A 14694-nucleotide genomic window follows, 5' to 3' on the forward strand; every position below is an offset into this window, starting at 1 on the left:
ATGACTGCTCCCGTACCAAGGCAGGACGCCGCGCAGGCGGCGTCGGGGCCGGCACTGTCCACCCGCGACCTGACCATCCGTTTCGGCGGCCACGTCGCGGTAAACGCGGTGACGGCGGACTTCTACCCCGGCACCCTGACCGTCATCGTCGGCCCCAACGGCGCCGGCAAGACCACCTATTTCAACCTGGTGTCGGGCCAGTTGCCGGCCACCTCGGGCAAGGTGCTCGTGAACGGCCAGGACATCACCCGCGCCGGCGCCGCGAAACGCACCCGCATGGGGATCGGCCGCGCCTTCCAGCTCACCAACCTGTTCCCGAACCTGACGGTGATGGAAAACGTGCGCCTCGCGGTGCAGAGCCGCGCGGGCATGGGCCTGAACTTCTTCTCGATCTGGTCGAGCCACCGCGAACTGATCGACCGCGCCGGGCATTACCTGGAGCGCGTCGGCCTGGTCAAGCGCCGCGACGCCTGGGTGGGTACGCTGTCGCACGGCGACCAGCGCAAGCTGGAAGTGGCGATCCTGCTGGCGCTCGAGCCAAGCATCATGATGTTCGACGAACCGACCGCCGGCATGAGCGTGGACGAGGTGCCGGTGGTGCTCGACCTGATCCATGCGGTGAAATCGGAAGGCAACAAGACCGTGCTGCTGGTCGAGCACAAGATGGACGTGGTGCGGGCGCTGGCCGACCGTATCATCGTGCTGCACAACGGCACCCTGGTCGCGGACGGCAGGCCCGCTGAAGTCATGCAATCGAAGATCGTACAGGAAGCCTATCTTGGAACACCAGAATCTGCAGAAAGCGCAGCCAATGCCTGACACCACGGAACCCTTGCTGCGGCTTGAAGGCGTGCACACCCACATCGGCCAGTACCACATCCTGCAGGGCGTGGACCTGGCCGTGCCGCGCGGCGGCCTGTCCGTCCTGCTGGGCCGCAACGGCGCCGGCAAGACCACGACGCTGCGCACCATCATGGGCTTGTGGAAGGCCAGCGCCGGTTCGATCATCTTCGACGGCCGCGACATCACGAAGATGGCCACGCCGGACATCGCGCGCCTGGGGATAGCCTACGTCCCGGAAAGCATGGCCGTGTTTTCAAGCCTGACGGTGCGCGAGAACCTGTACCTGGCCGCCCGCAACGGCCCGCTGATTGAAGCCCGCGTCGACTGGATCTGCGGTTTCTTTCCGGCCCTGAAGAAGTTCTGGAACTACCCCGCCGGGAACCTGTCAGGCGGCCAGAAGCAGATGGTGGCGATCGCCCGCGCGATCGTCGAGCCGAGAAAGCTGCTGCTGGTCGACGAGCCGACCAAGGGCCTGGCGCCGGCCATCATCCAGAGCCTGATGGCGGCCTTCCGCGAGCTGAAGGACACCGACACGACGATCCTGCTGGTCGAGCAGAATTTCAATTTCGTGCGCTCGCTCGGCGACACTGTGGGCGTAATGGACGACGGCCGCGTCGTGCACGCCGGCTCGATGCCCGCACTGGCCGCCGACGAGGAACTGCAGCAGCGCCTGCTCGGCCTCTCGCTCGACTCACACCAATGAGCGCACCAATGATCTCACCAATAGGAACCGACGTATGAGCGCAAGCCTCCCCGTTGCCGGCAAGGACACGCCGGTGCCGAACAATACGCCATTGCCGAAGGCGCCGCGCGACATCGCGCCGCTGCTGCTGGTGCCGGCCGTCATGCTCGCCGTGCTGCCGCTGGTCGGCAGCTTCCCCACATGGGTCACGCTGACCATCGCCGGGCTGGCGATGGGGATGATGATCTTCATCATGGCGAGCGGCCTGACCCTTGTCTTCGGCCTGATGAGCGTGTTGAACTTCGGCCACGGCGCCTTCGTGTCGGTCGGCGCCTTTTCCGCCACCATGGTGCTGCTGCCGATGCAGGGCTGGCTCGAGATGGACTCGCTCCTGATCAACCTCGGCGTGCTGGCGCTGGCCATCACCGTTGCGATGCTCGTCACGGCCCTGATGGGCTGGGCCTTCGAGCGCCTGATCATCATGCCGGTCTACGGCCAGCACCTGAAGCAGATCCTGATCACGATGGGCGGCATGATCGTGGCCGAGCAGCTGATCCACGTGATCTGGGGCGCCGAGACCATCGCGCTGCCGCTGCCGACCGCCCTGCGCGGCGCCATCTTCCTGGGTGACGCGGCGGTGGAAAAATATCGCCTGGTGGCGGTGGTGATCGGGCTGCTGGTCTTCGTGGGCATGTTCCTGACCCTCAACCGCACCAAGATCGGCCTGCTCATCCGCGCCGGTGTCGAGAACGGCGAAATGGTGGAAGCCCTCGGCTACCGCATCAAGCGCCTGTTCGTCACCGTGTTCGCTGCCGGCTCGGCGCTGGCGGGCCTGGGCGGCGTGCTGTGGGGCCTGTACAAGGAGACCCTGACCGCCGCCATGGGCGGCGAGATCATGGTCATGATTTTCATCGTCATCATCATCGGCGGACTCGGCTCCGTGGGCGGCTGCTTCATCGGCGCCCTCCTGATGGCGCTGGTGACGAATTATGCCGGCTTCCTGGCGCCGAAAGTAGCGTTGGTCTCGAACATCATCCTGATGATCGCGATCCTGCTGTGGCGTCCGGCCGGCCTGTACTCGAAGATGCGGGGTTGAACGAACATGCTGCACCGACTTTTATCCGCCGACATGCCGCGCAGCCGCGTGCTGTCCGCCACCCTGCTGCTGATCCTGCTGGGACTGGCCTTCGCGCCCTTCCTGACCTCGGGCGCGCGTCCGCTCAACACCGCCGCCACGATCTGCGTCTACATCGTGCTGGTGGCTTCCTACGACCTGCTGCTGGGCTACACGGGCATCGTCTCCTTCGCCCACACCATGTTCTACGGCATCGGCGCATACGGCATCGGCCTGGGCCTGGCGCGCGTCGACGAGCCAACCTGGAGCGCGGCGCTGGGCGGCCTCGGCATCGCCCTGCTGCTGGCCCTGGCGCTGGCGCTGGTGGTCGGCCTGTTCGCCCTGCGCGTGCGCGCCATCTTCTACTCCATGATCACGCTGGCCGTGGCGTCCTCGTTTGCCGTGCTGGCCTCGCAGCTGTCCGACCTGACCGGCGGCGAGGACGGCATCACCTTCAGCGTGCCCGAAGTCCTGACCCCGGGCTTCACGCTGATGGAGAACGAGGTCTTCGGGCGTTCGGTCGACGGCAAGCTGCTCACCTACTACCTGGTGTTCTTCGGTTGCCTGCTGCTGTTCCTGTTCCTGCTGCGCCTGGTGAACTCGCCCTTCGGCCGGGTGCTGCAGGCGATCCGCGAGAACGAGTTCCGCGCCGAGGCGCTCGGCTACCGCACCATGACCTACCGCATCTGGGCCAACTGCCTGGCGGCGCTGGTGGCGGCGCTGGCCGGTGCGCTGATGGCGCTGTGGCTGCGCTACGTGGGTCCGGACACCTCGCTCGGCTTCAAGGTGATGACCGACATCCTCCTGATCGTCGTCATCGGCGGCATGGGCACGATGTACGGCGCCGTGGTCGGGGCGGCGCTGTTCATCATCGCGCAGAACTACCTGCAGGGACTGATGGGCGCAGGCTCGGAAGCGCTGGCAGGGGTGCCGATGCTGGCCGCGCTGCTGCACCCGGACCGCTGGATGCTGTGGCTGGGCGTGCTGTTCATCCTCTCGATCTACTTCTTCCCGATCGGAATCGTCGGCAAGCTGCGGCTGCGCGGCTTCCTGGCGCGGCAGAAATAGTCGCGCCTGCGTTTCTCGTTCCCTGCAGCATCGACGGCCTCCCTTGTGGAGGCCGTCTTTTTTTCAGTCAATGAGTTCCCTCCCTCCGCTTGAGCCGGACCGAAGCTCCGGCTCGGCGCATTGAATCAAGCTCAAGCTTCGCCATCTCCCTGCACCTACGATGGACATGACTGTGGCCTCGTCGTCAGCCAGCGCGAGCGGACCACCATCCATCTGGCTCAGTATGAAAGGGGAATCATGAAGCGACTCATCTCACTTGCCGGCACGGCGCTGGTCGCAGCGGCCACGTGGGCGCCACTATCCAGCCAGGCGGCCGGCGTCGTCGTGCTCGACGAAGGTTTCGGCAGCGTGGCAGGCCTGTCCGACTGGGCGCAGGTCAACCGCAGCATGCCACCCGGCATTGGATGGTTTCAGGGCAATGCCGGTATCTTCGAATCGCAGGCAGGAGCGGCCAATTCCTATGCCGCCGTCAACTACCTGAGCGCGGCCAACGGCCTGGGGCGGGTGGACAACTGGCTGATCACGCCGACCCTCGCGCTGGGCGGCCTCACCACCCTGTCCTTCTTCACCAACAGGGCCGCGGTTCCCGGCTTCTTCGACCAGCTCGAGGTGCGCTTCAGCTATGGCAGCAACACGAGCGCCGACGGATTCGACACCCTGCTCCTGACCATCGGCGGCGAAAACACCTTTCCCGCGGAATGGGCGCAATGGACGACGAGTCTCGATGTCCAAGGAGAAGGACGCTTCGCGTTCCGCTACCTCGGCGACGCCGACACGCTCGACTACATCGGGCTGGATACCGTGCGCGTCGTCACCGCCGTCCCGGAACCGACGACCTACCTGATGCTGCTGGCCGGCCTCGGCGCCGTCGGGGCGCGTGCCCGGCGCCTGCGCAAAGGGACGCCGGCGCCTTTGTCCCATTGAGCGTCCACTCGCTTCTGGAGAATGCCATGTTCAGTCATCAATCGATACCTGCCCTCTCGATACCTGCCCTCCTGCTTGCCACGCTCCCCCTGCCTGCATTCGCCGGCGGCGCACCCGAACCCCAGCAGGGAATGGTGGTCGTGCGCGACGCCGAAACCGGCCAGTTGCGCGCCCCCACCCCGGCCGAGGCGCGCGCGCTGCATCCGCGCACCAACGCGTCCGCGGCGGCCCAGGCGGCGCCCGCGCCGAAGATGGTCGTCGGGCCCGGCGGCCGCCGCTCGGTCCAGCTCGGCGAACGCCACATGGTGTATTCGGTCGTGATCCGCGGCGCCGACGGCAGGCTCGCGGAACAGTGCGTGCATGGAACGCATGCCGCAGACCACGCGCTCATCCACGGGGTCACCGCGCCCGCCACCAACAAGCCCGAGGAGGCCCCCCATGCTCATCGCTAAGCTCAGCACGCTCATGCGCCGCCTCGCCGCGACCCTGGCGTGCATGCTGGCCACCCTTGTTGCCGGCGCCGGCGCCGCGCAAGCGGCCGCCACCATCGTCATCGTCAACCAGAACGCGCCGGGCGAAGGCTTCAATGACCCGACCCCGGCCGCGCCCATCGGGGGCAACACCGGCGCCACGCTGGGCGAGCAGCGCCTGATCGCCTTCCAGCGCGCCGCCAACATCTGGGGCGCCACGCTCGACAGCGACGTCACGATCCGGATCGGCGCGGCCTTCGTGCCCCTGTCCTGCACGCCCACCGGCGCCGTCCTGGGTTCCGCCGGCGCGTACGAGGTCTGGAGCGATTTCCCGAATGCGCCGCGCACCAATACCTGGTACCCGGCGGCGCTGGCCAGCAAGCTGGCGGGCGAAGACCTGACTGCGCCGGAAGACCCGCACATCATCGCGCGCTTCAATTCCCGTCTCGGCCTGTTCCCCGACTGCCTGCCGGGCTCGCCCTTCTACCTGGGCCTGGACAGGCGCGCCAACGGGCAGATCGACCTGGTCACCGTGCTGCTGCACGAAATGGCGCACGGCCTGGGCTTCCAGACCTTCACCGACGACGAGACGGGCGAACAATTCTTCGGCATCCCCTCGATCTGGGACTACTACCTGGTGAACAACCGCAGCAACGTCCCCTGGGTGGCCATGACCGACGAAGGGCGCCGGGTCTCCGCCATCACCTGGCGCGGCCTGTCGTGGAACGGCCCGAACGTGACCGCCGCCGTGCCGCGCGTGCTGGCGCCGCGCAGCAACCTCAACATCGGCGGAGCGAATGCCGGCGCCGCCCGGGGCAACTACTACGTCGGCGACGCCAGTTTTGGCCCGCCGGTCGGTGCGCGCGCCGTCAGCGGCCAGCTGATGCCGGTCGTCGACCAGCCGAACGGCACCGGGCTCGCCTGCACGCCGCTCGACCCCGGCAACGCCCTTGCAGTGCGCAACAACATCGCGCTGGTGGACCGCGGCAGCTGCGACTTCGTCACCAAGGCGCGCAATGTCCAGGCGGCCGGCGCCATCGCCATGCTCGTGGTGGACAATGTGCCCGGCGACGTGGTCGGCCTGAGCGGCGCCGACCCGGCCATCACGATCCCCTCCCTGCGCATCACGCTGTCCGACGGGGTCGCGATCAAGGCGGCGCTGCAGCAACGTTCGCGCACCAGGTCGGGCGTGTCCGCTACCTTCGGTCTCGACCGGACCCAGCTGGCCGGCACCGACCGGCAACGGCGGATACTGATGTACACCCCGAGCATCAGTTCGCCGGGCTCCTCGGTGTCGCACTACACCACCGAAGCCAAGCCGAACCAGCTGATGGAGCCATCCATCAACCCCGACCTGCTGCACGTGGTGAGGCCGCCGCGCGACCTGACTTACCCGCTGCTGCGCGACATAGGCTGGTAAGGCGCGGCCGGCGAGGTGCGGCCGGCAAGGTGCGGCCGGCAAGGTGCGCCGGGCCGGCGTCCGGCGCGGCAATAGAAAAAGCCGGCGCCCCGATGCGGGACGCCGGCTTTCGCGGTGCAGGGCGCAAACGGCGCGCTTGTTGCGCGCCTGGTGCACAGCTAGTGCACGCGCCACGCGCCTGTGATCACTCCTGGCGCAGGCGCTTGAACGCTTCGACGCCGTTGGTGATCTCGGCCTTGGCCGCTTCGGCATCGGCCCAGCCTTCGATCTTGACCCACTTGCCCGGCTCCAGGTCCTTGTAGTGCTCGAAGAAGTGCTGGATCTGCTTCAGGCGCAGTTCTTCCACGTCGTCCAGCTTCTGGATCTTCTTGTACATCGGCAGCACCTTCTCGACCGGCACGGCGATGACCTTGGCGTCACCGCCGCCGTCGTCGGTCATCTTCAGCACGCCCAGCGCGCGGCAGCGCACCACCACGCCCGGCGGCAGCGGGAACGGGGTGATCACCAGCACGTCGCACGGATCGCCATCGTCGGCGATGGTCTGCGGCACATAGCCGTAGTTGCAAGGATAGTGCATGGCGGTACCCATGAAGCGGTCGACGAAGATCGCGCCGCTGTCCTTGTCGACCTCGTACTTGACCGGGTCGGCGTTCATCGGGATCTCGATGATGACGTTGAAGTCGTTCGGCACGTCTTTGCCGGCTGGGACGTTATTCAGGCTCATGGATTTCCTTGGTTGCTGAAGTTTCAATAAAGGTTTGTCATTATAGCGAAAGCGGCAAGGCGATGGCGCGTCAGCGCGGTGTCGTAGGGTGGGCGGCTATACCGGAAGGAATGATCGGCCACACGCTCAATGCCGCCCACGCGGTGATCGTTGGCGGCTCCGTTGTCGCGCCGGATGAGCTTGCCGCTAAGGATAGCCGCGTGGGCGGCGCCAGCAATGCGGCTGAGAACTGTCGCGAGTAGAGCCGCCCACCCTACGCAGCTATTCACAGGTAATTTGAACGCGCGGTCGGCAAAGCCGACCACCCTACCCTCGGGTCAGAGAATACTGGCCAGCGCGCACTGCCGGTAATGCCCCGCCGCTTCCGCCTCCTGCCCCAGGGCCTCGTGCATCTGCGCCAGCTTCAGGTGCGCCTCGCGCACCATGCCGGCATCGGTGGCGTCCGACAGCGCCTGCTCGAGGTAGCGCTGCGCCTTGCCCCACAGCTTTTGCTTGAGGCAGAGCGAGCCCAGGGCCAGCGCCAGTTCGGCGTCTTGCGGGCGTTCCTTGAGCCAGGTTTCGCAATGTTCGATCTGGGCCAGCAGCGTCGGCGAGCCGGCCGGGCCGGCTGCCTCGCGGTAGGCGCGGACGACGCGTTCGTCCCAGTTGGCCCTGAGCGCCTCCTCGGCGATGGCGCGCGCCTCGTCGTGCAGGCCGCGCGCATTGAAGGCGCCGGCGGCGCGCGCCGCGATGTACGGGACCACCCGGTCGGCAGCCGGCACACCGGCCCAGGCGCGGCGGATCGACTCGGCGTCGTGCCCCTGCTCGCCCAGCAGCGCCTCGTAGGCCATCTCGCGCAGGCGGGTCGACAGGGCCGGATGCAGGGCCTTGCGCTTGTCGAGGATGCGCACCAGGCGCAGCACTTCCGGCCAGTTGCGGGCCTGCTGGTTGGCCTTCATCGACCATTGCAGCGCATGGATGTGGCGCTGGCCGCTGGCATTGAGCTCGGCTACTGCTTCCAGCGCCGCTTCCGGCTGGTGGTCGTCGACCAGCAGCTCGGTCACCGTCATCAGGCGTGCGGTCTTGAGCGAGGCCTCATGGGCGATGCCCGCCAGCCAGGCGTCGCGGCGGCCCGGTTCGCGCATGCGGTGCGCGGCGCGCGCACCGATCAGGGCGGCCAGGCCGGCATTTTCCGGCAGCTCGGCGGCGCGCATGGCGGCCTTTTCGGCGTGGCCGAAGCGGCCTTCGAACAGCGCCTTGAGGGCGTCGCGCAAGCCCTTGTTGCCTTCGCGCTCGCGCTTGCGCTGGCGGTAGGCCGCCACGCGCTGGGGCATCTGGAGGGTCGACTTGAGCGCGCGCACCATGGCGTAGGCCACCAGGAACAGCAGCACCAGCAGCACGACGAACAGGTTGAGCGACATGTCCAGCCGGTGCGGCGGATAGAACAGCACGACGTTGCCCGGGTTGAAACGCGCCGTCACGGCGATGCCGATGGCCGCGGCCATCAGTGCGACGAGCCAGAGGAGGAGCCGCATCTTATTGCTTCGCCTTGTAGTTGCGCACGGCGTCCAGGCTCTCGGACAGCGTTGGCATCTCGATCGTCAGGTTGTTCGCCTGCACCTGGCGCAGCGCGGCCTGGGCCGACTGGGTCGCGCGGGCGCGTGTGTCGAAGTACTTGAGCAGCATGGTCTGGCTGCTGGCCAGGTCGTCGCGGAAGCTCGCTTCGTTACGCGACAGCAGCGCCAGGCGGGCATTGAGCAGGCGCAGCTTGAGGTTCTCGCGCACGAAGAAGGACTCGGTCGGGGACAGCATCAGCGCTTCCGGCGTGTCGACGCTGCGCACGCGCACCAGCTGGCGCACGTCGTCCCACATCTCCTGGCTCCAGTTGCGCCAGGTCTGCGTCATGCGCTGGCCCAGGCTCAGGTTTTCAGGCTCGCCTGGCCTGGTGCGCGTGCTGCGCACCGGCGCCGCCGGCAGCAGCGGTTTTTCGTCCGACAGCATCGGCAGCGCGTCCACCTGGGCAATAACATTGTCCAGGCGCAGCGCCACGCCGGCCAGGTCGACCGCCGGCATGGCCTTCAGGCGCTCGATGTCGGCGCCGATCGCGCGGCGGATGTTGAGGAATTGCGGCTTGTCCGAACGGCCCAGCGAGCGGTCGGCGTTCTGCAGCGCGATCAGGGCGCCCTGCACGTTGCCGGCCAGCTGCAGCTGCTGGCTGGCCGTGTTCAGGATCTGTTCGATCTCGGTCAGCGCCCATTCGTCGCGGTTCTTCGACAGGTCCTGGTAGAGCTGCTCCAGCGCCAGCTGCTGGGTCTGCGCCTCGGCCTGGCGGCTTTCCAGCACGCCCACCTTGATCTGCAGCTCCTTTGCGGTATCGGACACATCGCGCGCCATGGCCGCGGTCTCGGCATTGACGGCATTGCCCTTCTGCAGGCTCTGCGCCATGTCGCGGCGCAGCGTGTTGATGCGGCTGTGCGAGGTCCAGGTCTGCACGGCTAGCAGCAGCGCCAGGATGGCTACTGCAACGGGCAGCGGACGCTGCAGCGCCTGCAGCAGGCCCTGGGCGTGCGGGGGCCGCGACGGCGCCTTCTGGATGGCGAGGCTGCCTGCGGCTGCTTGTTCCGGATTGTGTGGTTGTTCGTTCATTCTTGTGATTGTAACGCGGCAATGGCGGCAAGCAGGCGTGCGTCGCCGGAACCAGTCAGGGTGATGCGGCTGCATCCCAGCCCACGCGCCGTCTCGGCGATGCGGGCGTGGGGGACGATCAGGTGCTGGGCCCGCAGCCGCTCGATCCCGCCAGCGGGATCGAGCTCCCCGACCAGCCCGGCCAGGCCGCGCAAGGCTTCCGAACTCGTGATTATCCAGTCGTTTGGCCCTGCCAGCAAGGCGGACAGGTCCTCAGCCAGCGCCGCGTCCAGCCGGGGCACGCTGCGGCGGTAGGCCGCCACGGTGTCGACCAGGGCGCCGGCGGCGCGCAGGGTATCGCCCATCAGCTCGCGCCCGCTCTCGCCGCGCACGATCAGCACCCGCCGCCCGCTGAGCGCCGCCAGGTCGAGGCTGGCCAGCAGGTGCTCGGAATCGCTGCTGGCCGGGTCGGGCGGGCAGTGGATGGTGGCATTACTCTCCATCACGCCATGACGGGCCAGGGCCGCGCGGCTGCCCTCGCCCACCACGCCGATCGGCACGCCGCGGGGCCAGCCGGACAGGTGGGCAAAGGCGGCATCGACCGCGTTCGGCGACACAAACGCGACCAGCGCATACGTCGGCAGCGCGGCCAGCGCTGCCCGCAGCGGGGCCGTGTCGGCCAGCGGCGCGATCTCGAGCAGCGGCAGCACCACGGGCCTGCGCCCGAGGCCGGCGACGGCCTGCGCCAGCGCCTCGCCCTGGGCGCGCGGCCGGGTGATGACGACTGCGGGCTCAGGCATCCTGGCCGCTGGAAGACGCCGGTCCGGCCGCGCCCTGGGCTTCGGCCTCGGCAGCTTCCTGTTTGCAGGCTGCCAGGATCGCGTGCGCGTCCTGGTCGCCGAGCAGGATCGCGACCTGCTCGCCGAGGAATTCCGGATGCTCCCACGAACCCGCCACTTCGGCTTCGGCCTTGCGCAGGCCGTCCGGCGTGGCGACCATCGCGCGCAGGCGCATGGTGGCGCCGCTGACGGTGGCGAAGGCCGCCAGCGGGATCTGGCAGCTGCCGCCGAAAATCTTCGACACCTTGCGCTCCGCCGCGACGGAGCGCGCGGTGGCGTCGTGGTTCAGCGGGGCCAGCAGCGCGCGCAGGTCGACGCCGTCGCTGCGCGGGCCGCTCACGATCTCGATCGCCATGGCGCCCTGGCCGGCTGCCGGCAGGCTGTCCTCCGGCTCGAGCAGCGCGCGAATGCGTTCCGGCAGGCCGAGGCGCTTGAGGCCGGCGGCCGCCAGGATGATGGCGGCATAGTCGCCCCGGTCCAGCTTGCCCAGGCGGGTGTCGAGGTTGCCGCGCAGCGGCTTGATGACCAGGTGCGGGTAGCGCGCCGCGACCAGGGCCTGGCGGCGCAGGCTGCTGGTGCCGACGATCGCGCCCGGCGGTAATGCATCCAGGCTGGCATGGTCGTTCGACACGAAGGCGTCGCGCGGGTCTTCGCGCTCGAGCACGGCGGCCAGTTCGAAGCCTTCCGGCAGGTCCATCGGCACGTCCTTGAGCGAGTGCACGGCCAGGTCGGCGCGGCCCTCGGCCATCGCCACTTCGAGCTCCTTGACGAACAGGCCCTTGCCGCCGACCTTGGAGAGCGCGCGGTCGAGGATCTGGTCGCCCCGTGTTGTCATTCCGAGAATATCCACGCTGCACTGCGGATATAATGCGGAGAGGCGGGCGCGCACATGTTCCGCCTGCCACATGGCCAGGCGGCTTTCGCGGGATGCGATTGTCAGCTTGAGAGGCGTCAGCTTCGCAGGCGCTCCCTGCGCCGAATCAGTTATATTCAACACGGTTTCTTTCACTGTCATCTAGCCCACCAGGACGATGCCGGTTTTTTGGCCCTTGCTTAAGATCACAAATTTTAGCATGGGCCCTCTTGCAGACGATGGCCAACCGCCATGGCACCAACACTTTTACTTGTGGTCGATATGGAAAATCCTGCTGCACTTGTCAACTCCGCCCCACCGTCCGTCAGCGACAAGGACGCACCCCTGAAAGAAGATATCCGCCTGCTCGGCCGCCTGCTCGGCGACGTGCTGCGCGACCAGGAAGGCGACGCCGTGTTCGAGGTCGTCGAGACCATCCGCCAGACCGCGGTGCGTTTCCGCCGCCACGCCGACCCGGTGGCCGGCGAAGAATTGACCACCCTGCTGCACCGCCTGACGCGCGACGAGACCATTTCGGTGGTGCGCGCCTTTTCGTATTTCTCGCACCTGGCCAACATCGCCGAGGACCAGCACCACATCCGCCGCCGCCGCGCCCACCTGGTGCGCGGGGCCGAACCGCGCCAGGGCAGTGTCGCCCATGCGCTCGGCAAGCTGGTCGACGCCGGCGTGCCGCGCGACGCCGTCGAGGGCTTCTTCAAGAACGCCCTGATCTCGCCTGTGCTCACCGCCCATCCGACCGAGGTGCAGCGCAAGAGCATCCTCGACGCCGAGCACGACATCGCGCGCCTGCTGGCCGAACGCGACCGCGGCCTGACGCCGAAGGAACGCAAGCGCAATACCCAGCTGCTGCAGGCGCGCATCGCCACGCTGTGGCAGACGCGCATGCTGCGCTACTCCAAGCTGACCGTGGCCGACGAGATCGACAACGCGCTGTCCTATTACCGCATCACCTTCCTGCGGGAGGTGCCGGGCCTGTACGACGACATCGAAGAGGAGATCGGCGCCGCGTACGAAGGCGGTGCGCCCCGCCTGGACGACGCCCAGTTCCTGCAGATGGGCAGCTGGATCGGTGGCGACCGCGACGGCAACCCGAACGTCAACGCCGACACCATGCGCCACGCGCTGGTGCGCCAGTCCAGCACCATCCTCGACTTCTACCTCGAAGAAGTGCACGCGCTCGGCGCCGAGCTGTCGACATCGACGCTCCTGGTGCCGGTGACGCCGCAGATGCAGGCACTGGCCGACGCCTCGATCGACGCCTCGCCCCACCGCAGCGACGAACCCTACCGCCGCGCCCTGATCGGCATCTATGCGCGCCTGGCCGCCACCGCGCGCGAGCTGGGCGTGGGCCACATCCTGCGCAAGGAAGTCGGCGAAGCCCCGCCCTACCTCGACGCCGGGCTGTTCGCGGCCGACCTCGAGGTGCTGGCCGAGTCGCTGCGCGCCAACCACGGCGCCGTGCTGGTCGAGCCGCGCCTGGCCGGATTGACCCGCGCCGCGCGCATCTTCGGCTTCCACCTGGCCTCGCTCGACATGCGCCAGAGCTCGGACGTGCACGAACGCGTGCTGGCCGAACTGTTCGCGCGCGCCGGCGCCCAACAGGACTATGCCGGCCTGGACGAAGCGGGCAAAGTCGCGCTGCTGCTGTCCGAACTGGCCCAGCCGCGCCCCCTGTACTCGCCCTACGAGCGCTATTCGGACGAGACCAATTCCGAGCTGGGCGTGCTGCGCATGGCGCGCGAGATCCGCCAGCGCTACGGCAGCCGCGCGATCCGCAACTACATCATCTCGCATACCGAGACCGTGTCCGACCTGCTCGAAGTGCTGCTGCTGCAAAAGGAAACCGGCCTGATGCGCGTTTCCTCCGCGGATGGGACAACTGCGTGCGACGTGATGGTGATTCCGCTGTTCGAGACCATTCCCGACCTGCAGCGCGCCAGCGCCATCATGGACGAATGGATGGCGATCCCGCTGGTGGCCGGCGTCATCGAGAAGCAGGGCCGGCTGCAGGAAGTCATGCTCGGCTACTCCGACTCGAACAAGGACGGCGGCTTCCTCACCTCGAACTGGGAGCTGTACCAGGCCGAGCTGAAGCTGGTCGACGTGTTCGCCGCCCGCGGCGTCACGCTGCGCCTGTTCCACGGCCGCGGCGGCACGGTGGGACGCGGCGGCGGCCCGAGCTACGACGCGATCCGCGCGCAGCCGCCGGGCACCGTCAACGGCCAGATCCGCCTGACCGAGCAGGGCGAGATCATCTCCTCGAAATTCTCCAACCCGGAAATCGGACGCCGCAACCTCGAGCTGCTGGTGGCGGCGACGCTGGAAGCGAGCCTGAGCCCGCGCCCCGGCGACGCAGCGGCCAACGGGCGTCTCGCCCGTTTCGAGGCCGTGATGGCCGAGCTGTCGGAGCGCGCCTACCGCGCCTACCGCAACCTGGTCTACGAGACCCCGGGCTTCACCGATTACTTCTTCAGCGCCACGCCGATCGCCGAGATCGCGGAACTGAACCTCGGTTCGCGTCCCGCGTCGCGCAAGTCGACGCGCCGCATCGAAGACCTGCGCGCGATCCCCTGGGGCTTCTCGTGGGGCCAGTGCCGCCTGCTGCTGCCGGGCTGGTACGGCTTCGGCACGGCAGTGAGCGGCTGGCTGGCGGACGGCGCCCAGGGTGTCGATGAGGAACGCCTGGAAGTGCTGCGCGAGATGGTTGGCGCCTGGCCTTTCTTCGCGACCCTGCTGTCGAACATGGACATGGTGCTGGCCAAGACCGACCTCGCGATCGCCTCGCGCTACGCCGAGCTGGTGGCCGACGTGGAACTGCGCGAACGGATCTTCCGCCGCATCACGGCCGAGCATGGCGAGACCCTGCGCTGCCTCGAAGCGGTCACCGGCGTCACCGAGCGCCTGGCAGGCAACCCGCTGCTGGCGCGCTCGATCCAGAACCGCTTCGCCTACCTCGATCCGCTGAACCACCTGCAGGTGGAACTGATCCACCGCCGGCGCAAGCTGGGGGACAACGCGGATCCGCGGGTGCATCGGGGGATTCACCTGTCGATCAATGGGGTGGCGGCCGGCCTGCGTAACACAGGCTGAGGCGACTTCGTAGGGTGGTCGGCTTCGCCGACCGCGCGTTCA

At 68.0% G+C, this 14694-nt stretch carries 14 protein-coding genes; 9 read left to right on the forward strand and 5 right to left on the reverse strand.

Annotated features, from left to right (window positions below; all coding sequences use genetic code 11):
* From AC56KL_RS06400 to AC56KL_RS06430, 7 genes are all read left to right on the forward strand, one after another.
* Nucleotides 1-819 (forward strand): ABC transporter ATP-binding protein, encoded by an 819-nt coding sequence (locus AC56KL_RS06400; protein WP_497179313.1) that lies wholly within the window; start codon nucleotides 1-3, stop codon nucleotides 817-819.
* Nucleotides 812-1546, forward strand: coding sequence for an ABC transporter ATP-binding protein (locus AC56KL_RS06405; protein ID WP_497179314.1), 735 nt, complete (start codon nucleotides 812-814; stop codon nucleotides 1544-1546). Before AC56KL_RS06400 ends, AC56KL_RS06405 begins: the two co-directional genes overlap by 8 nt.
* A 34-nt stretch (nucleotides 1547-1580) precedes the next feature.
* Nucleotides 1581-2621 (forward strand): branched-chain amino acid ABC transporter permease, encoded by a 1041-nt coding sequence (locus AC56KL_RS06410; RefSeq protein ID WP_497179315.1) that lies wholly within the window; start codon nucleotides 1581-1583, stop codon nucleotides 2619-2621.
* A gap of 6 nt (nucleotides 2622-2627) precedes the next feature.
* The gene (locus AC56KL_RS06415) at nucleotides 2628-3707 is read left to right on the forward strand and encodes a branched-chain amino acid ABC transporter permease (protein ID WP_497179316.1); all 1080 of its coding nucleotides are present in this window, start codon (nucleotides 2628-2630) and stop codon (nucleotides 3705-3707) included.
* 237 nt (nucleotides 3708-3944) lie between these two features.
* Nucleotides 3945-4631 carry a choice-of-anchor J domain-containing protein gene (locus AC56KL_RS06420; RefSeq protein WP_497179317.1) on the forward strand — a complete coding sequence of 229 codons (687 nt, stop codon included), beginning with the start codon at nucleotides 3945-3947 and terminating at the stop codon, nucleotides 4629-4631.
* 26 nt (nucleotides 4632-4657) lie between these two features.
* Nucleotides 4658-5083: a post-PEP-CTERM-1 domain-containing protein gene (locus AC56KL_RS06425; RefSeq protein ID WP_497179318.1), complete on the forward strand. Its 426-nt coding sequence runs from the start codon at nucleotides 4658-4660 to the stop codon at nucleotides 5081-5083.
* Nucleotides 5070-6521, forward strand: a complete 1452-nt coding sequence (locus tag AC56KL_RS06430; RefSeq protein ID WP_497179319.1) for a PA domain-containing protein — start codon at nucleotides 5070-5072, stop codon at nucleotides 6519-6521. The genes AC56KL_RS06425 and AC56KL_RS06430 overlap by 14 nt, the downstream gene beginning before the upstream one ends.
* 184 nt (nucleotides 6522-6705) lie before the next feature.
* On the opposite strand, the gene ppa is transcribed toward AC56KL_RS06430, so the two are convergent.
* On the reverse strand, nucleotides 6706-7245 hold the full coding sequence (ppa, locus tag AC56KL_RS06435; RefSeq protein ID WP_497179320.1) for an inorganic diphosphatase: 540 nt from the start codon (nucleotides 7243-7245) through the stop codon (nucleotides 6706-6708).
* 8 nt (nucleotides 7246-7253) lie between these two features.
* On the opposite strand from ppa, the gene AC56KL_RS06440 reads away from it, so the two are divergent.
* Nucleotides 7254-7487 (forward strand): hypothetical protein, encoded by a 234-nt coding sequence (locus AC56KL_RS06440; protein ID WP_497179321.1) that lies wholly within the window; start codon nucleotides 7254-7256, stop codon nucleotides 7485-7487.
* Between the two features lie 75 nt (nucleotides 7488-7562).
* Here AC56KL_RS06440 and AC56KL_RS06445 read toward each other — a convergent pair whose 3' ends face one another.
* From AC56KL_RS06445 to hemC, 4 genes are read right to left on the reverse strand one after another with little or no spacing between them, the layout of a single operon-like run.
* A complete protein-coding gene (locus AC56KL_RS06445; protein WP_497179426.1) occupies nucleotides 7563-8729 on the reverse strand; it encodes a heme biosynthesis protein HemY in 1167 nt (388 codons plus the stop codon).
* Between the two features lie 31 nt (nucleotides 8730-8760).
* Nucleotides 8761-9870: a uroporphyrinogen-III C-methyltransferase gene (locus AC56KL_RS06450; RefSeq protein WP_497179322.1), complete on the reverse strand. Its 1110-nt coding sequence runs from the start codon at nucleotides 9868-9870 to the stop codon at nucleotides 8761-8763.
* The gene (locus tag AC56KL_RS06455; protein WP_497179323.1) at nucleotides 9867-10649 is read right to left on the reverse strand and encodes a uroporphyrinogen-III synthase; all 783 of its coding nucleotides are present in this window, start codon (nucleotides 10647-10649) and stop codon (nucleotides 9867-9869) included. Before AC56KL_RS06455 ends, AC56KL_RS06450 begins: the two co-directional genes overlap by 4 nt.
* Entirely contained in the window at nucleotides 10642-11643 is a 1002-nt protein-coding gene (gene hemC / locus AC56KL_RS06460) for a hydroxymethylbilane synthase (RefSeq protein ID WP_497179427.1), read from the reverse strand. The genes AC56KL_RS06455 and hemC overlap by 8 nt, the downstream gene beginning before the upstream one ends.
* A gap of 180 nt (nucleotides 11644-11823) precedes the next feature.
* Here hemC and ppc point away from each other — a divergent pair, with 180 nt between their 5' ends.
* A complete protein-coding gene (gene ppc, locus AC56KL_RS06465) occupies nucleotides 11824-14652 on the forward strand; it encodes a phosphoenolpyruvate carboxylase (RefSeq protein WP_497179324.1) in 2829 nt (942 codons plus the stop codon).
* The last annotated feature ends 42 nt before the right edge of the window (nucleotides 14653-14694 follow it).

Source organism: Telluria sp. ZB4P34, from assembly GCF_059686055.1.